At 72.8% G+C, this 17497-nt stretch carries 17 protein-coding genes and 1 pseudogene; 9 read left to right on the forward strand and 9 right to left on the reverse strand.

Translation table 11 applies throughout. The annotated features are described in order from the left end of the window. Positions 1-4 precede the first annotated feature (4 nt). Positions 5-931, reverse strand: coding sequence for a DUF3027 domain-containing protein (locus H293_RS0136890; protein WP_020122823.1), 927 nt, complete (start codon positions 929-931; stop codon positions 5-7). Between the two features lie 324 nt (positions 932-1255). Here H293_RS0136890 and H293_RS0136895 point away from each other — a divergent pair, with 324 nt between their 5' ends. From H293_RS0136895 to H293_RS0136910, 4 genes are all read left to right on the forward strand, one after another. Next, positions 1256-2665 (forward strand): MFS transporter, encoded by a 1410-nt coding sequence (locus H293_RS0136895; protein ID WP_199790240.1) that lies wholly within the window; start codon positions 1256-1258, stop codon positions 2663-2665. Between the two features lie 62 nt (positions 2666-2727). Then, positions 2728-3231: a hypothetical protein gene (locus H293_RS0136900; protein WP_020122825.1), complete on the forward strand. Its 504-nt coding sequence runs from the start codon at positions 2728-2730 to the stop codon at positions 3229-3231. Between the two features lie 13 nt (positions 3232-3244). Further along, complete coding sequence (locus H293_RS0136905; RefSeq protein ID WP_020122826.1) at positions 3245-3910, forward strand: futalosine hydrolase; 666 nt, start codon at positions 3245-3247, stop codon at positions 3908-3910. Continuing rightward, a complete protein-coding gene (locus H293_RS0136910; protein ID WP_020122827.1) occupies positions 3900-4748 on the forward strand; it encodes a 1,4-dihydroxy-6-naphthoate synthase in 849 nt (282 codons plus the stop codon). The genes H293_RS0136905 and H293_RS0136910 overlap by 11 nt, the downstream gene beginning before the upstream one ends. Here the strand turns inward: H293_RS0136910 and H293_RS0136915 are convergent. Together H293_RS0136915 and H293_RS61515 are read right to left on the reverse strand one after the other, a co-directional pair. Next, complete coding sequence (locus tag H293_RS0136915; protein WP_020122828.1) at positions 4741-5199, reverse strand: hypothetical protein; 459 nt, start codon at positions 5197-5199, stop codon at positions 4741-4743. The two genes, H293_RS0136910 and H293_RS0136915, sit on opposite strands and share 8 nt — an antisense overlap. Beyond that, complete coding sequence (locus tag H293_RS61515; protein ID WP_020122829.1) at positions 5199-5582, reverse strand: cold-shock protein; 384 nt, start codon at positions 5580-5582, stop codon at positions 5199-5201. Before H293_RS61515 ends, H293_RS0136915 begins: the two co-directional genes overlap by 1 nt. 163 nt (positions 5583-5745) lie before the next feature. Here H293_RS61515 and H293_RS0136925 point away from each other — a divergent pair, with 163 nt between their 5' ends. Further along, complete coding sequence (locus H293_RS0136925) at positions 5746-6006, forward strand: hypothetical protein (protein ID WP_007382864.1); 261 nt, start codon at positions 5746-5748, stop codon at positions 6004-6006. On the opposite strand, the gene H293_RS0136930 is transcribed toward H293_RS0136925, so the two are convergent. Together H293_RS0136930 and H293_RS0136935 are read right to left on the reverse strand one after the other, a co-directional pair. Next, a complete protein-coding gene (locus H293_RS0136930) occupies positions 5973-6623 on the reverse strand; it encodes an HAD family hydrolase (protein WP_020122831.1) in 651 nt (216 codons plus the stop codon). The two genes, H293_RS0136925 and H293_RS0136930, sit on opposite strands and share 34 nt — an antisense overlap. 80 nt (positions 6624-6703) lie before the next feature. Then, positions 6704-7750, reverse strand: a complete 1047-nt coding sequence (locus H293_RS0136935; RefSeq protein WP_020122832.1) for a hypothetical protein — start codon at positions 7748-7750, stop codon at positions 6704-6706. A gap of 156 nt (positions 7751-7906) precedes the next feature. On the opposite strand from H293_RS0136935, the gene H293_RS0136940 reads away from it, so the two are divergent. Then, positions 7907-10426, forward strand: a complete 2520-nt coding sequence (locus H293_RS0136940) for a helicase C-terminal domain-containing protein (protein ID WP_020122833.1) — start codon at positions 7907-7909, stop codon at positions 10424-10426. 7 nt (positions 10427-10433) lie between these two features. Here H293_RS0136940 and H293_RS0136945 read toward each other — a convergent pair whose 3' ends face one another. After that, positions 10434-10973, reverse strand: coding sequence for a hypothetical protein (locus tag H293_RS0136945; protein WP_020122834.1), 540 nt, complete (start codon positions 10971-10973; stop codon positions 10434-10436). Positions 10974-11159: 186 nt separating this feature from the next. Here H293_RS0136945 and H293_RS0136950 point away from each other — a divergent pair, with 186 nt between their 5' ends. Next, complete coding sequence (locus H293_RS0136950; protein ID WP_028808517.1) at positions 11160-12803, forward strand: DNA repair helicase XPB; 1644 nt, start codon at positions 11160-11162, stop codon at positions 12801-12803. Between the two features lie 7 nt (positions 12804-12810). On the opposite strand, the gene H293_RS0136955 is transcribed toward H293_RS0136950, so the two are convergent. Further along, the gene (locus H293_RS0136955; protein WP_020122836.1) at positions 12811-12993 is read right to left on the reverse strand and encodes a hypothetical protein; all 183 of its coding nucleotides are present in this window, start codon (positions 12991-12993) and stop codon (positions 12811-12813) included. Positions 12994-13311: 318 nt separating this feature from the next. Here H293_RS0136955 and H293_RS0136960 point away from each other — a divergent pair, with 318 nt between their 5' ends. After that, complete coding sequence (locus H293_RS0136960) at positions 13312-15411, forward strand: HelD family protein (RefSeq protein ID WP_020122837.1); 2100 nt, start codon at positions 13312-13314, stop codon at positions 15409-15411. A gap of 64 nt (positions 15412-15475) precedes the next feature. Here H293_RS0136960 and H293_RS0136965 read toward each other — a convergent pair whose 3' ends face one another. After that, positions 15476-16168: a copper homeostasis protein CutC gene (locus H293_RS0136965; protein ID WP_020122838.1), complete on the reverse strand. Its 693-nt coding sequence runs from the start codon at positions 16166-16168 to the stop codon at positions 15476-15478. An 88-nt stretch (positions 16169-16256) separates the two neighbouring features. After that, positions 16257-16792, reverse strand: a pseudogene (locus H293_RS53050) (maleylpyruvate isomerase family mycothiol-dependent enzyme). 42 nt (positions 16793-16834) lie between these two features. On the opposite strand from H293_RS53050, the gene H293_RS0136975 reads away from it, so the two are divergent. After that, entirely contained in the window at positions 16835-17476 is a 642-nt protein-coding gene (locus H293_RS0136975; RefSeq protein WP_020122839.1) for an HD domain-containing protein, read from the forward strand. Positions 17477-17497: the final 21 nt, after the last annotated feature.

Here is a 17497-nt window from a genome sequence, read left to right on the forward strand (position 1 = left end):
GGTCCTACGAGTGACCCAGCTCCGCCGTGTCCTCGTCCGCCAGCGCCGGCACCGACCCCGAGTCGGATGCCGGTCGCAGCGGGAACGGGTCCACCCGGGTCTCGTCGATCACCGGCGGGGCAGGCTGCGGGGGCTTCGGCATGACGGCCGCTTCCGAGTGGCCCCCGCAGCCGTAGGACAGCGAGACCACGCGGCCGTCCGCGGGGGAGAACTCGTTCGCGCACAGGCCGAAGGCCTGGCCGAGCGAGCCGCCCAGCGGGACCAGGAAGCCGCAGCTGGCGCAGGTCGCCGGGGCCGCCTGGGCCATCGGCGTCTTCCCGCCGAAGGACTCCTCCCAGCGGTCGGCGGCGATGTGCAGGCCGTAGCGGGACAGGACCCGGGCGCGGCGCATGCCCAGTTCCTCGGCGACCGCGGCGATCGAGCCGCGGGTCGGGGCCACCGGGAGGTTCGAGACGGTGCCCGCGGTGAGCTCCGCGTCCTCCGCCTCGACCAGCTCGGCCATCTCCTCGGAGACCGGCGCGCTCGGCAGCGGCTCGTCCTCGCCGGTGTAGCCGGGCTCCAGGCGCAGGTCCTCGGCGTCGGTGGGGAGCAGATCGCCGGGGCCCATGTCGCCGGGGCGCAGGCGTTCGCTCCAGGGCACCCACTCCGGTGCCAGCAGGGCGTCCGGGCCAGGGAGCAGGACGACCTCGTCCAGCGTCACGAGCTTCGCGCGGGAGGCGCGCGCGACCGTCACGGCCCAGCGCCAGCCCCGGTACCCGAGCTCCTTGCACTCGAAGAAGTGCGTGACGACACGGTCTCCCTCGGAGACCAGGCCCGCGTGCTCGCCCACCACACCGGGCGCGGCGGCCTCCTCGGCGGCGGTGCGGGCGAGGTCGACGGCCTCTGCGCACAGGCGGTCGGGGGTGCGGCTTCGCGTTGTCGCTGCGCTCACAGGTATCGCTTCTCTCCTACGCCGTCACTCGGGTGCGCCGGCCTGAAGGCGGTGGGTGCGGACGGAGCGGACCGGAGGACCGCGTCGACGTCCGCGCCCGGTCGCGCTCGGGCGCACCTGCTCCATCCATTCTGCGGGATGCCGGAGAGGCGCGCGGCCGAGAACGTTCGCCACGGCGCGCTACGCACGCTACCTGTTCGCCGCCGCTCGGCCTACACCGACGTGATGGTTCGTTGCCTCCAGTGGGTCTGCGGTGGCACTTCATATGCGTTCATACGCGCGGTAACCGCACTACTCACAGCTTTCTCGGGGCACTATGACGGGGTGGCAGCCGCGAGGACACCCCAGGGAGCCACCGGGATCGGTGGCGGTTCGGGCCGGATTACCCAGATGACCGGGCCCGTGCGCGCCGTCGGCCGTGCCCTGCACTTCCCGTTCACCGGTACGGCCCGCGGCATCCGCAAGGCGACCCACGCGCACGGGGCGGGCGAGTCCGGCCTCGGCAAATTGATCGAACTGCACGCCGTCAACGGCGCGGGTGACGTGATGATCACCGTCGCGCTGGCCTCGACGGTGTTCTTCTCGGTGCCGACCGACGAGGCCCGGGGGCGCGTCGCCCTGTACCTCGCGATCACCATGGCGCCCTTCACGGTCCTCGCGCCCGTGATCGGCCCCCTTCTCGACCGCCTTCCGCACGGCCGCCGCGCCGCCATGGCGGGCGCCATGCTCGCCCGGGCGCTGCTGGCGCTGATCATCGCCGGGGCGGTCGCCACGGGCAGCCTGGAGCTGTATCCGGCGGCCCTCGGCGTACTGGTGGCCTCCAAGGCGTACGGCGTCGTCAGAAGCGCGGTCGTGCCCCGTCTGCTCCCGCCCCGCTTCTCCCTCGTCAAGGCGAACTCCCGCGTCACCCTCGGCGGACTGCTGGCCACCGGGATCGCGGCCCCCGTGGGCGCGGGGCTCCAGGCCATCGGACCGCGCTGGCCGCTCTACGGCGCCTTCGTGATCTTCATCGCCGGTATGTTCCTGTCCTTCTCGCTGCCGCCGAAGGTCGACTCCGCCAAGGGCGAGGACGTGGCCCTGCTCGCCGCCGACGAGGAACATCTGCACGGCCCGCACCTCAAACCGCTCAAGCGGCCCGGACTGCGCACGGTCGGCACCGCCGTCACCCACGCCCTCGGCGCGAACGCCGCCCTGCGCTGGCTGTCCGGCTTCCTCACCTTCTTCCTCGCCTTCCTGCTGCGCGAGCATCCGCTGACCGGCCAGAGCGCGGCGGTCTCGCTGGGCCTGGTGGCCGTGTCGGCGGGCGCGGGCAACGCGCTCGGCACGGCGGTCGGCGCCTGGCTCAGGTCACGGGCGCCGGAGATCATCATCTTCACGGTGGTGGCCATCGTGGTGGGCGCGGCGATCACGGCGGCGATCTTCTTCGGGGCGTTCCTGGTGGCGTGTCTGGCCGCGGTCGCCGGGTTCTCGCAGGCCCTGTCCAAGCTGTCCCTGGACGCGCTGATCCAGCGGGACGTGCCGGAACTGGTCCGCACCTCGGCGTTCGCCCGCTCCGAGACGCTGCTCCAGGTGTCCTGGGTGTTCGGGGGCGCGGTCGGCATCGTGATGCCGCTCAACGGCTATCTCGGCCTCTCGGTGGCCGCCGCGGTCGTCGCCGCGGGCTGGCTGGCCACCGCGAGGGGACTGCTCAGCTCGGCCCGGCACGGCAGCTCCTCCACGGCGCGAGTGGCGTAACGAACAGGGCTCGCCGCACCCCGCATAAAGAGACTGCTGTACCCGCCCGATAGCCTTCCGCCATGACCACGCTGCAATCCGCTGTGCGACGCCGCCGCGCCGTCGCCGCCGCCGGCCTCGTTTCCGCCGGACTGCTCGTCCTGTCGGCCTGCGACAAGCCGACGCCGCGCGTCACCGTCACGGTCGGTTCGACCTCGGTGAGCTCCGAGGCCGTCTGCTACGACGACGGCAACGACCTCGGCAAGGCGAAGGCCGCCAAGTGCGCCCTGGAGAAGTCGGACGTCAAGACGATCAAGGTCAAGCAGAGCGAGACCCTGCGCGTCGGCGTCGACGAGAAGATCGCGGACACCGGCTGGGCGCTGTGGATCAACGGCCAGCAGATGACGTACGCGTACAAGAAGACGTACTACGCCTTCGACGGCGTCGACCTCTTCGCCCAGCAGCAGGGCCAGGCCCCGCAGAAGACGCTGTACATCAGCATCGTCGAGCAGGACAAGCAGTCCTCCGGCGAGAGCAAGGCGTACAAGGGCGTGTGGAACTTCAAGCTGGAGAACTCCGACTACTGATCCGCCGAATCCGATGCGCATCCTCGTGGCCACCGCCGTCCCGGTCGAACGGGACGCGGTGGCCCGTGCGTTCGCGGGCCCGGTGCCGGACGTCGACGTCCTCGCCGTGGGGGTCGGGCCCGCTCTCGCCGCCGCCCGCACCGCCACCGCGCTCACCCGGGCCGCCCTGGCGGATGCTCCCTACGGCCTGGTGGTCTCCGCCGGGATCGGCGGCGGCTTCCTGCCGCACGCGCCGGTCGGCTCCCTCGTCGTCGCCGACGAGATCACCGCGGCCGATCTCGGGGCGGAGACCGCCGACGGGTTCGTGCCGGTGACCGAGCTGGGGTTCGGGGCCGTCACCCACCGCCCGCCCGAGGCACTCGTACGGGCCGCGGCGGCCGCGACCGGGGCGCGGGCCGGGGCCGTGCTCACCGTCTCCACCGTGACCGGTACGGCCGCCCGCGCGAGCGCCCTGCGCGAGCGCCATCCCACCGCGCTCGCCGAGGCCATGGAGGGCTTCGGGGTCGCCGAGGCGGCCGGGGCCCACGGGGTCCCCGTGCTGGAGATCCGTGCCGTGTCCAACCCGGTCGGTCCGCGCGACCGGGCCGCCTGGCGCATCGGCGACGCGCTCGTGGCCCTGACGGAGGGGTTCGGGAAGCTGACGCCCCTACTGGAGAGTTGGGAACACCATGACGACTGAGCCGCTGCAGATCGCGTACTCCCCCTGCCCGAACGACACGTTCGTCTTCGACGCCCTCGCGCACGGCCGGGTGCCCGGCGCGCCCGCGCTGGACGTGACCTTCGCCGACATCGACGTCACCAACGGGATGGCGGAGCGCGGTGAGTTCGATGTGCTGAAGGTGTCGTACGCCGTGCTGCCGTACGTCCTCGACGAGTACGCGCTGCTGCCGTGCGGGGGTGCGCTGGGGCGCGGGTGCGGGCCGTTGGTGCTGACCCGGGAGGCCGGGGTGGACCTCACCGGCCGTACCGTCGCCGTGCCGTCCGAGCGGTCGACGGCGTATCTGCTGTTCCGGCTGTGGGCGGCGGACGTGGTCCCGGGCGGGGTCGGGGAGATCGTCGTGCTGCCGTTCCACGAGATCATGCCGGCCGTGCGGGACGGGAAGGTCGACGCGGGGCTCGTGATCCACGAGGCCCGGTTCACGTTCCAGAACTACGGGCTGCACAAGCTCGCGGACATGGGCGAGCACTGGGAGTCGACGACCGGGCTGCCGATTCCGCTGGGGGCGATCATCGCGAAGCGGTCGCTGGGGGCGCAGCGGCTGTCGCTGCTCGCCGAGTCCATCCGGATGTCGGTGCGGGCCGCTTGGGACGAGCCCGAGGTTTCCCGGCCTTATGTCATGGAGCATGCGCAGGAGATGGATCCCGCGGTCGCCGATCAGCACATCGGTCTGTACGTCAACGAGTTCACCGCGGAGCTCGGCGAGGACGGATATGCGGCGATTCGAGGGCTGTTGACCCGCGCGGCCGCGGAAGGGCTTGTGCCTGCTTTGCGGCCCGACGCGTTGTCGTTTATCTGATGCGCCCCTTTGGGACGTTCGGCCATTGGGCCAGTTTCAACATTTCCAGGACCCGGTGGATCAGGAAGCCCGCCAGCGGGAGTTCCACACCCACCGCCAATGCCACCGACCACCACACGTCCGGGGTGCCCAGCGCCAGCGACACGTCGAACCACGCGTCGCAGAGCAGCAGGGCACCCGTCGACACGGCCGCCACCACGACCCCCCGGTGGCGGCGCCAGCCGAGCAGGGCCGTGGCGGCCATCGCGAGAAGAAGCAGGACGTCGAAGCCGACCCAGGTGGTGCGCCACTGGCGGACCGTGTACCCGCTGGGCAGCGTGAAGGCCAGCAGCACCGTCCAGGGGACGAGTCCGATGGCGCAGACGGTCAGCAGTTCCAGGGTGTGGCGCCGCTGCCGACGGATGTGCTCCAGCAGTTGGGGGGACGGTGCCTCGGTCCGTATCTCGCTCACTACACGTCGAGTTGGTCGGCGACCGCTCGAAGGAGACCCGCGATCTTCCCGCCGGCGGCCTTGTCGGGGTAGCGGCCGCGCTCCAGCATCGGCGTGATGTTCTCCAGGAGGGTCGTCAGATCCTGGACGATGGAGGCCAGTTCGTCCGGCTTCTTGCGGGTCGCCGCCGCGACCGAGGGGGTCGGGTCCAGGACGGCCACCGAAAGAGCCTGATCACCGCGCTGCCCCGCGACCACTCCGAACTCCACCCGCTGCCCGGGCTTCAGCGTCTCGACTCCGGCGGGGAGGACCGAGGAATGGACGAAGACGTCGCCGCCGTCGTCGCGGGAGAGAAAGCCGAAGCCCTTCTCACTGTTGAACCACTTGACCTTGCCGGTAGGCACGTCTGTCCTCGTCCTCGTACTCGTCGGAAAACTGCTTCTGAAACGGCTCTTGATAGCACTGGGGCGGGTCGTCGGGACCCGCCGGTACCAAGGCTAATGGTCTTCAGGCCGGTGACAAGACGTCGCCCGGTTGTTCCTTCGCGCAGGGAACTACCCTGGTCCGGTGCGTGACAAAACCCAAACGAATTCCGCCGCTCCCGGTGACCGACTGATCCGTGCCGGAGCCATCGTGTTCTTCATCGGCGCGGTGGCCACTCTGGTCACCGTGGCCCCGTTCCTGCTCGGAACGACGCCTTTTCCGACATACATGTTCGGATTGAGCATGCTCATGGCCGTCGGCTTCGTGGTGGCCGGTGCGGGAGTGCTGCAATCGGTCGCGGCCGGAAGGCGTCAGGCGCGGGCCGGAACGCCGTCCGGACGGTAGTCCGAAAACCACCCCGGAAACTCGGTGAGATCGCCGAGGACGACATCGGCTCCGGCCTCGGTCAGTTCCTCGGCGGTGCACGGGCCGGTGGGCACCGCGACCGACAGCGCCTCGGCGATCCGCGCCCCGCGCACGTCGCCCGTGTGGTCCCCGACGTACACGCTCGCGCCGTGCTCGCGCAGGGCCTCGCCCTTCTGCTCGGCCCACAGATTGCCGATCACCGCGTCGGGCTCCAGGCCCAGGTGCGTCATGTGCAGCTTGGCGTTGGGCTCCCACTTGGCCGTCACGACGATCGCCCGCCCGCCCGCCGCCTGTACGGCGCCGATGGCCTCGCGGGCGCCGGGCATCGCCAGGGTGCCGGTGATGGCGTAGGTCGGGTAGAGCTCGCGGTAGAGGTCCGCCATGGCCGGGACCCGGTCCCCCGGGAACCAGTACGCCATCTCCTCCTGCAGCGGCGGCCCGAGCCGCGTCACCACCAGGTCGGCGTCGACGTACGTCCCGGTCCGCTCGGACAGTTCCACCCAGCAGGCGTGGATGCCGGGGCGGGAGTCTATGAGCGTCATGTCGAGATCGAAGCCGACGGTGGGACCGGGGGCGGTGATGCTTGTAGAGGCCATATGAGCCATTGTGCCCAAGCCGTACGGCCGTCGGACAACGATTTCCGGCGGCCTGACTCCGCTGGCGCGACCCCCGTGCCCTACCGCCGCCGCTGCGAGCGCCACACCAGGAACAGCGCCGACGCCACGGCCGCCCCCCGCACGACCCACGGCCAGGTCTCGGCGACCGCGTCGTTCATGTGGCCCTGGGCGATCGGCTCGCCCCAGCGGCCCTCGTTCCGTCCCCACAGCCAGACGATCCCCGCGGTGAGCGAGAGGCTCGGCAGGAACACGACGGCCCATTTGGTCTCGGCGTCGGTCAGCCGGCGCGAGGCCCACGCGATGAGCCAGCCGACGACGAGGACGAGCAGGTTGCCGAGCACGGCGCCGACGACGAGCAGGGCGGCGGCGAGCAGCAGGAGGGGGTTGCTCCAGCCGCCGGGACCGGAGAACCGGCGGCGGGCCGGGGCGGCCTCGACGACCGGCTCCACGGCCTTGGCCCTGGCCTTGGCGACCGTCTTCGGCCTCCACCAGGCCTTCCGGGTCTTCACCACCGGCGCGGGCGCCGCCTGCTCCACGGCGGGCGCGGGCTCCGGTTTCCTCTCCTCCTTGGGCGGCGGAGGCTTCAGCAGCTCCGGGATCTCCACCCCGCCCACGAACCCCGGCACGCTGTCCCCGACGCCGAAGGGACTGCTGTCCACCCGCCACCAGTCGGGCTGCGCCGCGCTGTCGCCGAGTTCGTCCAGACCGGCCACGTGGGGCCCGTGGGAGGTGTCGCGGGCGGGAGCGGGCTGTGGCGGGGTGTCGGGGCGCGGCCGGGGCACGACCTTGCGCAGGCCCCTGGGCCGCTCGGTCTCCTCCGTGTCCCGGTCCCGCTGTACGGGCATGGCGACGACCGGCGCCTGCGGGGCACTGCCCGCCGTGCCGCCGGCGGCGGTGACGACCTCGTCGGGGCTGCCCAACTTGGCGATGATCCGGCGGACGGCGGCGGGCGAGTCCACGGTGACCTTGGCGCGCCGCCGGTCGATCTCGTTGCGCAGTTCCGAGACGAGCCGCATCCGGGTGGACGACGGCAGCTGCCGCTGCTGCGCGACATCACCGACGCGGCTCAGATACTCGTAGACGACCTGGTCGCTCTCGATACCCACGAAGTCCCCTCCGGGGCGGGTGCGTTGGATACCCCGTGGGACGACGTTAGCGCAGGCAGCCGCCGATCGGACGGGCCCCGGCGTCGAGCCGGACGGTTGCGCGGACGCGGGGTACGTCACCCCTGCCCCGTCCCGCCACCCGCTACCGTTGGTCGGATGAGCAACCCGGCCGTTCCGCCGCGCTCCCTCGCGGAAGCGCTCCGGGCCAGGGACGACGTTTCCCTGGCCGCGCTTCTGCGTGCCCGCCCCGACCTCATCACCCCCGTGCCCACGGACCTCACCCAGCTCGCCACCCGGGCCGGGACACGGGCGTCGGTGGTACGGGCGCTGGAGCGGCTTGACCGTTTCGCGCTCCAGACGGCGGAGGCGCTGGCGGTGGCGGCGGACCCGGCGCCCTACGGCGAACTGCTCGCTCTGCTCGCCGGCGACGACGGCGACCCGGCCGTCTCGGCGGCCCTCCCGCGCGCCCTCGGCACCCTGCGGGAGCAGGCCCTGGTGTGGGGCGACGACGACCGGCTGCGGCTGGTGCGCACGGCCCGTGAGCTGCTCGCGCCCTCGCCGCAGCATCCCTCGCCGACCGGGCTCGGGCCGACCGTCCAGGAGGCCACGGCGGGGATGTCACCGGGCCGCATCCAGGACATCGTCACGGCGGCGGGGCTCGGCTCGACCCACGACGCGGTCTCCGCGGTGGCGTCGCTGACGGCCCTGTTCGCCGACCGCGGGCGGATGTCGGCGCTGCTCGCCGGGCTCCCGGAGGAGTCGCGGGAGGTGCTCTCGCGGCTGGTGTGGGGTCCGCCGTACGGCCAGGTCACCGCCGAGCCGGCGGTCCATCTGCGCCGCCTGCTGGATCTGGGGCTGCTGGTGCCGACGGCGCCCGGGACGGTCGTACTCCCCCGGGAGGTGGCCCTGCATCTGCGCGGCGGCCGGGCGCACCGGGAGGTGGCGCCGCTGCCGCCGGCCGTGGAGCCCGCGGCGACCCACCGTCCGCAGGTGGTGGACGCGACGGCGGCCGGGCAGGCGTACACCGCGCTCGCGACCGTCGAGGAGCTGCTGAAGGACTGGGATGAGGGCGGGCCCGCGGTGCTGCGGGCGGGCGGCCTGAGCGTCCGCGACCTCAAGCGCACGGCCGTCGCGCTGGACGTGGCGGAACCGGTCGCCGCGTTCTGGGTGGAACTGGCGTACGCGGCGGGCCTGCTGGCCTCCGACGGCGAGGCCGACGAGCGGTACGCGGCGACCCCGGCCCACGACGAGTGGCTGGAGCAGCCGCCGGCACAGCGCTGGACCCGTCTGGCGGAGGCGTGGCTGACGGCGACCCGGGTGCCGGGGCTGGTGGGCGGCCGGGACGCGAAGGACCGCACCCTGTCGACGCTGGGCCCGGGACTCGACCGCAGCGCCGCGCCGGAGGTACGGCACCGGGTGCTGACGCTGCTCGCGGGGCTGCCCGAGGGGGCGTCGCCGTCGAGGGAGTCGGTGCTGGCCCGGCTGGGCTGGGAGCGTCCGCTGCGGGGGCCGCAGCGCGGGGACGACCTGCGGTCACGGCTCGCCGAGTGGACGTTGACGGAGGCGGAGCTGCTGGGCGTGACGGGGCGGGGGGCGCTGTCGGGGCACGGGCGGGCGTTGCTGGGCGCGAGCGCCCCGAAGACGCCGGGCAAGGAGCCGCAGGGCCCCGGCGACAAGCTTCCCGTGCACCACCGGCCCACCGTCGCCGAGCCCCTCTCCCCCGCCGAGCAGGCCACCGCGTCCGCCGCGGCCGCCCGGCTGCTCGCGCCGCTGCTGCCCGAGCCGCTCGACCACGTCCTGCTCCAGGCCGACCTGACGGCGGTGGCCCCGGGGCCCTTGCAGCGGTCGCTGGCCGAGGTGCTGGACGTCCTGGCCGACGTGGAGTCGAAGGGCGGGGCGACCGTCTACCGCTTCACCCCCGGCTCGGTACGCCGTGCCCTGGACGCCGGCCAGGCCGCTTCCGACCTGCACGCCTTCCTCGCCGCGCACTCGCGGACGCCGGTGCCGCAGCCGCTGACGTATCTGATCGACGACGTGGCGCGCAGACACGGCCACCTCCGGGTCGGCGCGGCCTCCGCGTACGTCCGCTGCGACGACGACGCGCTGCTCAACGAGATCCTCGCCGACAAGCGCGCCGCGGGCCTGCGCCTGCGCCGCCTGGCCCCGACCGTGCTGGCCGCGCAGACCGACCCGGCGTCGCTGCTGGACGGCCTGCGCGCGATGGGCTTCGCCCCGGCCGCCGAGTCCGCGGAGGGCGACGTCCTGATCACCCGCGCCCACGCTCACCGCACCCCGCCGCGCACCGCCCCCGAACCCGTCCCGGACGGCCCCCCGGTCCCCGACGCGACTCTCCTGTCGGCCGCGATCCGGGCCGTCCGCGCCGGCGACCTGGCCGCGACGACCCCCCACAGACAGACCGACCGGCCGCAGCCCGCCACCGGCGAACTCCCGCGCACCAGCTCCGCCGAGACCCTCGCCACCATGCAGGCCGCCGTCCTGACCGGCGAGGCCCTGTGGATCGGCTACGTCAACGCCGAGGGCGCCGCCAGCCAGCGCGTCATCGCCCCCATCCGCGTCGAGGGCGGCTTCGTGACGGCCTACGACCACACGGCGGACGAGGTACGCACGTATCCGCTGCACCGGGTGACCGGGGTGGCGGAGCTCGCCGAGGAGTAGGGCCCCCTCAGCACTGGGTGACCGGGGAGTTCGCGGGCAGGCCGAAGTGGGACCGGGCCGCGGATTCCAGCGGGGTGGCGGGCACGCCGGGATCGAAGCCGGCGGGGGTGGCGCGGCCGAAGTGGGACGTCAGCCACTCCGCGTTGCCCGCGCCGTCCGGCGGCCCCTCCTGCGACACGACCACGTAGTCGCCGTCGGCCTCCCGCCGCAGCCGCAGCACCTGTGGCACCTCGGCCCCGCCGCACTCCACCAGGCGCCCCGCCCGCACCCCGTACTCCAGGCACAGCGTGCTGACACCGGCCCGCACGAGTCCGTCCCGCTCGTCGAGGTCCACCGCCTCCGCCCGGCAGAACCAACGCGCCCGGAGCCCGGGCTCGCTCTCCCCGTACCCGGCGCCGCGCGACTGCTCCACGAGCCGCGCCTCGATGGCCGGCCGCACCTGGTTCCACAGCTGGGGGTCGGCGTCCGAGGGCCAGCGGGCCCACGCCCCCGTCGCCACCAGCACCACGACCGCGCCCCCGCCGACCGCCCATCTGCCCGCAGACATCCCCATGCGTCCTCCCGGCCCGCTCCCGTCAGTCAAGACAGCCGAACGGGGGCCGGGGTTGCATCGGAACGCCCTCGGTGACCTTCCGCGGGCTTCCGCGGCCTTCCTCGACCTTCCTTGGCCTCCCTTGATCGTCCCTGGTTGAGGCACACTGGACGTTTGGCCCGTGCGGAAGGATGCATGTACGTGAACGGTCCTCTCATCGTCCAGTCCGACAAGACCCTGCTGCTCGAGGTCGACCACGAGCAGGCCGACGAGTGCCGTCGCGCCATCGCGCCGTTCGCCGAGCTGGAGCGGGCGCCCGAGCACATCCACACCTACCGGGTGACCCCGCTGGGGCTGTGGAACGCGCGCGCCGCCGGGCACGACGCCGAGCAGGTGGTCGACGCGCTGGTGCAGTACAGCCGCTATCCGGTGCCGCACGCCCTGCTCGTCGACGTCGCCGAGACGATGGACCGGTACGGGCGGCTCACCCTCAGCAAGCACCCCGCCCACGGACTCGTGCTCACCACCACCGACCGGCCGGTGCTTGAGGAGATCCTGCGCTCGAAGCGGATCATCCCGCTGGTCGGGGCGCGGCTCGACCCGGACACCGTGGCCGTGCACCCCTCCGAGCGCGGGCAGATCAAGCAGACGCTGCTGAAGCTGGGCTGGCCCGCCGAGGACCTCGCGGGGTACGTCGACGGCGAGGCGCACCCGATCGAGCTGGACGAGGACGGGTGGGCGCTCAGGCCCTACCAGAAGCAGGCCGTGGAGAACTTCTGGCACGGCGGCAGCGGGGTCGTGGTACTCCCCTGCGGCGCGGGGAAGACCCTGGTCGGCGCCGGGGCCATGGCGCAGGCCAAGTCGACCACGCTCATCCTCGTCACCAACACCGTCTCGGCCCGGCAGTGGAAGCACGAGCTGGTGAAGCGGACCTCGCTGACGGAGGAGGAGATCGGCGAGTACAGCGGGACCCGCAAGGAGATCCGGCCCGTCACCATCGCCACCTACCAGGTGCTGACGACCCGGCGGAAGGGCGTCTACCCGCACCTGGAGCTCTTCGACTCCCGGGACTGGGGGCTCATCCTCTACGACGAGGTGCACCTGCTGCCCGCGCCCGTCTTCAAGTTCACCGCCGATCTCCAGGCCCGCCGCAGACTCGGACTGACCGCGACCCTCGTGCGGGAGGACGGGCGGGAGTCGGACGTCTTCTCGCTGATCGGACCCAAGCGGTTCGACGCGCCGTGGAAGGAGATCGAGGCGCAGGGCTACATCGCGCCGGCCGACTGTGTCGAGGTGCGGGTGAACCTGACCGACTCCGAGCGGCTCGCCTACGCCACCGCCGAGCAGGAGGAGAAGTACCGCTTCTGTGCCACGACCGCGACCAAGCGGAAGGTCACGGAGGCGCTCGTCAAGCGCTTCGCGGGTCAGCAGATCCTGGTGATCGGCCAGTACATCGACCAGCTCGACGAACTCGGCGAGCATCTGGACGCCCCCGTCATCAAGGGCGAGACCTCCAACGCCCAGCGCGAGAAGCTCTTCGACGCCTTCCGGCAGGGCGAGATCAGCGTGCTGGTGGTGTCGAAGGTGGCGAACTTCTCCATCGACCTGCCGGAGGCGACGGTCGCCATCCAGGTCTCGGGCACCTTCGGCTCCCGCCAGGAGGAGGCGCAACGGCTCGGCCGGGTGCTGCGCCCGAAGGCGGACGGCCACCAGGCCCACTTCTACTCCGTGGTCGCCCGGGACACCATCGACCAGGACTTCGCCGCGCACCGCCAGCGCTTCCTGGCGGAACAGGGGTACGCCTACCGGATCGTGGACGCGGACGAGCTGCTGGCCGAGAGCTGACCGGGGGCTACCTGCGGCGGACGCCGACTTCCTCGCCGTACTCGCCGAGTATGACGACGTCGAAGGCGGCGACCGCGAAGACACGGATGGCGCGCAGGGCGTCGCCGAGGCGGTGGGCCCTGTGGCCGCCTGAGACGGGGGCCGCGCCGGACGGGCGACCGGGGGCTGGGGTGAAGGCCGCTGTACTCATGTCTCCATGGTGGCCGAGCAGGCATAAAGAGGGCATCGGTCCCAGGTAGCCCCTTTCTGTGCTACCTGAGTACCGCCCGCAGGTGGAGCCACCCCTAGAGGAGGAGGGGCGATCCCTTAGGGGGGCGATCCCTCAGGGGCAGGAGAACGCGCTGAGGGGCGGAAGAAATTCGTTGGCCCCCTCCCGCCCCGTCCCTCTAGAATCTCCGCTCTTGCCCGCCTCCCTCCCGGAGTGCCGCCGCCCGGACGGAAACCGGTCGGCACCTCGCTGCCGTCCACCCGGCAGCCACCACCCCGCAGCATCTTCGGAGGCACCCCCTTGTCCAGGCCGTCCACTCCCGCGCCCGCAGCCGACGACCCTCTCGCCCGCGAGCGCTCCCACCTCGCCCGTTCCCGCGCCGCACTGCGCGCCATGCGGGAGGACGTCGAGTCGCTGGACATCAAGGACGTCACCGCGAACTGGGTCAACGCCGAGGTCCTGGCCCGCCAGATCAACGACCGGATCAAGGCGCTGGCGGACCTCAGCGACACCCCGCTGTTCTTCGGCCGCCTCGACTACCTGCACTCCCCGGGCGCGGACCGGGCCGAGGGCGCGGAGGGAGAGCGCTTCTACATCGGGCGGCGGCACGTCCACGACCACGACGGCGACCCGATGGTGATCGACTGGCGGGCGCCGGTCTCGCAGCCGTTCTACCGGGCGTCCAAGAAGGACCCGATGGACGTCGGGCTGCGCCGCCGCTTCGGGTACACCCGCGGGGACATCACGGCGTACGAGGACGAGCACCTCTCCGACCCGGCGGAGGCCGCCGCCACCAGCAAGCTGCTCCAGCAGGAGATCGAGCGGCCGCGCGTCGGCCCGATGCGGGACATCGTGGCGACCATCCAGCCCGAGCAGGACGAGATCGTACGGTCCGGGCTCGGCGGCACGGTCTGCGTGCAGGGAGGTCCCGGCACCGGGAAGACCGCCGTGGGCCTGCACCGGGTGGCCTATCTCCTCTACGCCCACCGCGAGCGGCTCGCCCGCACCGGCACCCTCGTCATCGGACCGAACAAGTCCTTCCTGCACTACATCGAGCAGGTGCTGCCCGCGCTGGGCGAGATGACGGTGAAGCAGGCGACCGTCGACGACCTGGTGGCGGCGGGCCTGGAGGTGCGCGGCACCGATGACTCGCCCGCCGCCGTCCTCAAGGGCGACGCGCGGATGGCACAGGTGCTCAGACGGGCCGTGTACTCCCACGTGACCATGCCCGCCGAGCCGGTGATGGTGGTGCGCGGATCGCGCAGGTGGCGGGTTCCGGCGTACGAGATCGAGGAGATCGTCCGGGAGCTGCTCGACCGGGGCATCCGGTACGGCGCCGCCCGCGAGGCCCTTCCGCAGCGCATCGCGCACGCCGTGCTGGTGCAGATGGAGCGGTCCGGTGAGGCGCCGGACGACCGCGTGCAGGACGCGGTGGCCCGCAACCCGGCGGTGAAGGCGGCGGTGAAGGCGATCTGGCCGCCGGTCGATCCGGCGAAGCTGGTGCTGCGGCTGCTGACGGACGCGGACTTCCTCGCCGTGCACGCGGACGGGATCCTCGACGAGGACGAGCAGAAGACGATCCTGTGGGCGAAGCCGGTGCGGTCGGTGAAGTCGGCCAAGTGGTCGTCCGCGGAGGCGGTGTTGATCGACGAGGCGACGGACCTCGTGGAGCGCACGCACTCGCTCGGGCATGTGGTGCTCGACGAGGCGCAGGACCTCTCCCCCATGCAGTACCGGGCGGTCGGCCGCCGGTGCTCGACCGGTTCGGCGACCGTCCTCGGCGACCTCGCGCAGGGCACCACGCCGTGGGCGACGCGGAGTTGGGACGAGGCGCTGGCCCACCTGGGCAAGTCGGACGGTGTGATCGAGGAGTTGACGGCCGGTTTCCGCGTGCCGACGGACGTCATCACCTACGCCTCCCGGCTCCTGCCGCACATCGCGCCGGGCCTGACACCGGTCGCGTCGGTGCGTGAGAACCCGGGCTTCTTCGACCTGCGCGAGACCTCGGGTGAGACCTCGGGTGAGACCTCGGGCGAGACCTCCGGTACGGCCGAAGTGGTGGCCGCGTGTGAGGAGTTGCTGCGCCACGAGGGCTCGACCGGTCTGATCGCGGCCGACGCCCGCGTCCCGGCCCTCGCCCGGGCGCTGACGGCGGCGGGGATCCCGTATCTCGCCCCGGGCGAGGAGACGACGGCCGAGACCCGGCTGACCCTGGTCCCGGCGTCCCTCGCCAAGGGCCTTGAGTACGACTACGTCGTCCTGGACGAGCCGCAGGCGGTGGTGGACGGCGAACCGGACGAACGCACGGGCCTGCGGCGGCTGTACGTGGCACTGACCCGAGCGGTCTCGGGCCTGATCGTGACGCACACGGCGCCGCTGCCGGCGCCGCTTGCCGGGTAGGTTCCGCCGGGTGCGGGGGCGCGTGGGGCCTGCTCGCGCGGCCCCACGCCCCGGGGAGTTCCGCTCAGCCCAGGTCCAGAGCCCGCCGCCACTGCGCGACCGCCTCCGCCGCCACCGGTCCCCCCCATCCGTCCGGTCTCGCCGCGCCCCCGATGTGGAACGCGTCGATCCCGGCCGCCCGCAGACCCGGGACGTGCTCCAGCCGCAGCCCGCCACCCACCAGCAACTGCTGTTCGTACCCCGGCTCCCCCGCCCGCGCCGCCTCCGCGAGCAGCACGGGGAGCCCTGCGTCGACGCCCGACGCCGCGCCCGCGGTGAGGTAGGTGTCCAGGCCCGGCAGGTCGGCCAGCTGCTTGCGCAGCGCGTTCCGGTCGGCGGTGTGGTCGATCGCCCGGTGGAAGGTCCAGCGGGAGCCGTCCAGCGCCTCGACCACCCGCTCCACGGATCCCAGATCCACCTCACCGTCCGCGTCCAGGAACCCGAGCACGAACTCCTCGGCACCGGCGTCCCGCAGCTCGCGTGCCGCCCGGACGACCCGGGGGACGTCCCCGGCGTCGAACCCGTCCGACAACCGCAGCATCACCCGCAGCGAGATGTCCACGGCACCCCGGATCGCGGCGACCGTGGCGACCGCCGGCGTCAGACCGTCCGCCGCCATGTCGGTCACCAGTTCCAGCCGGTCCGCGCCTCCGGCCTGGGCGGCGATCGCGTCCTCGGCGTCGAGGGCGATCACCTCCAGGACTGCACGCTTGCTCATGGGACCCCATTCGTCGACGGTCTCGGGCGGCTACAGGTCTAGTCCAATTCCAGAATAGCCGCCCCGGGGTCCCTCTCACCGGCGCGTCTCAGCCGAAGATGTTCAGCTCCTTCGCCTCCGCGCCCGCGAGCTCATACGCCAGCCCCTCCACCGGACGCCCCGAGTACAGCCGTACGAGGGTCGCCGCGTCCCCGATGTAACGCGCTGGCGTACGGTCACCGGCCGTGTCACCCAGGCGGAGCGGTTCGTCCAGGTCGTCGAGATCGGCCTGGGTACGCGCCCGGCTCCGCCCGCCTTGGCGATCGCCGGGCCCGCCTCCGTCATCCCGCGCTCCAGCTCGTCGACGACCTGCTGGTTCGTCCACTCCGCGCGCTCGGCGATGTCCCGGTCGTTGGCCTCGGGCGAGAAGACCCCCTTCTCGAACCGGCCCTCCACCACCCGCATCAGCGCGGACGAACAGTGCGCCGGCACATCGCGCACGCTCCACCCCGGACACGCCCGCGTCGGCAGCGCGAAGTCGCCGTCCGGGCGGGAGCGCAGGAGGGGGATCAGGGCGTCGCGTTCGGTGGTCAGGAGGCGGCCGGGGAGTTCGGGGGCACGGTCATGAGTGGTGTCAGCAGCCACGGGGCCAACCTGCCAGGGGGTGACGCGCGGGACAATGAGGCCATGGCCGATCTCGACGACCTCCGCGACCGTTTCGCCCGTGCCCTGGTCAGCGCCCGGGGCGGCGACGGCCCCGACCCGACGCCGTACGCCGACAACCTCCTGGCCCGCTGGCAGGAGCCGCAGCGGCACTACCACACGCTCTCCCACCTGACGGCGGTCCTCGACCGCGTCGACGTGCTGGAGGAGTACGCGGACCGCCCGGACCTGGTGCGGCTCGCGGCCTGGTTCCACGACGCCGTCTACCTCCCGGACCGCTCGGAGAACGAGGAGCGCTCCGCCCGCCTCGCCGAACGCGCCCTCCCCGAAGCCGGACTCCCCGCCGACGGGACGGCCGAGGTCGCCCGCCTCGTCCGCCTCACCACCGCCCACGATCCCGCCGACGACGACCGCGACGGCCAGGTCCTGTGCGACGCGGACCTCGCGATCCTCGCCGCCCCGCCCTCCGCGTACGCCGCCTACACGGCCGCCGTCCGCGAGGAGTACGGCTTCGTCCCGAGCGACGCCTTCCGCGAGGGCCGGTCCGCGATCCTGCGGCAACTGCTCGATCTGCCCCGGCTGTTCAGGACGCCGTACGGGGAACGGGAATGGGAGGCCACAGCCCGTTACAACCTCACCTCGGAGCTGGAAATGCTGTCGCTCTGAGGCGTCCGGCGCCTTAGCCTG

The sequence above is a fragment of the Streptomyces canus 299MFChir4.1 genome, from assembly GCF_000383615.1.
Lineage (GTDB): Bacteria > Actinomycetota > Actinomycetes > Streptomycetales > Streptomycetaceae > Streptomyces > Streptomyces canus_C.

What these genes read in the sequence shown, in the direction of transcription:
- H293_RS0136900 (WP_020122825.1), top strand. Translation starts at nt 2,728, where the DNA reads ATGACCACGCTGCAATCCGCTGTGCGACGCCGCCGCGCCGTCGCCGCC.
- H293_RS0136905 (WP_020122826.1), top strand. Translation starts at nt 3,245, where the DNA reads ATGCGCATCCTCGTGGCCACCGCCGTCCCGGTCGAACGGGACGCGGTG.
- H293_RS0136910 (WP_020122827.1), top strand. Translation starts at nt 3,900, where the DNA reads ATGACGACTGAGCCGCTGCAGATCGCGTACTCCCCCTGCCCGAACGAC.
- H293_RS0136930 (WP_020122831.1), bottom strand. Translation starts at nt 6,623, where the DNA reads ATGGCCTCTACAAGCATCACCGCCCCCGGTCCCACCGTCGGCTTCGAT.
- H293_RS0136940 (WP_020122833.1), top strand. Translation starts at nt 7,907, where the DNA reads ATGAGCAACCCGGCCGTTCCGCCGCGCTCCCTCGCGGAAGCGCTCCGG.
- H293_RS0136945 (WP_020122834.1), bottom strand. Translation starts at nt 10,973, where the DNA reads ATGTCTGCGGGCAGATGGGCGGTCGGCGGGGGCGCGGTCGTGGTGCTG.
- H293_RS0136955 (WP_020122836.1), bottom strand. Translation starts at nt 12,993, where the DNA reads ATGAGTACAGCGGCCTTCACCCCAGCCCCCGGTCGCCCGTCCGGCGCG.
- H293_RS0136965 (WP_020122838.1), bottom strand. Translation starts at nt 16,168, where the DNA reads ATGAGCAAGCGTGCAGTCCTGGAGGTGATCGCCCTCGACGCCGAGGAC.
- H293_RS0136975 (WP_020122839.1), top strand. Translation starts at nt 16,835, where the DNA reads ATGGCCGATCTCGACGACCTCCGCGACCGTTTCGCCCGTGCCCTGGTC.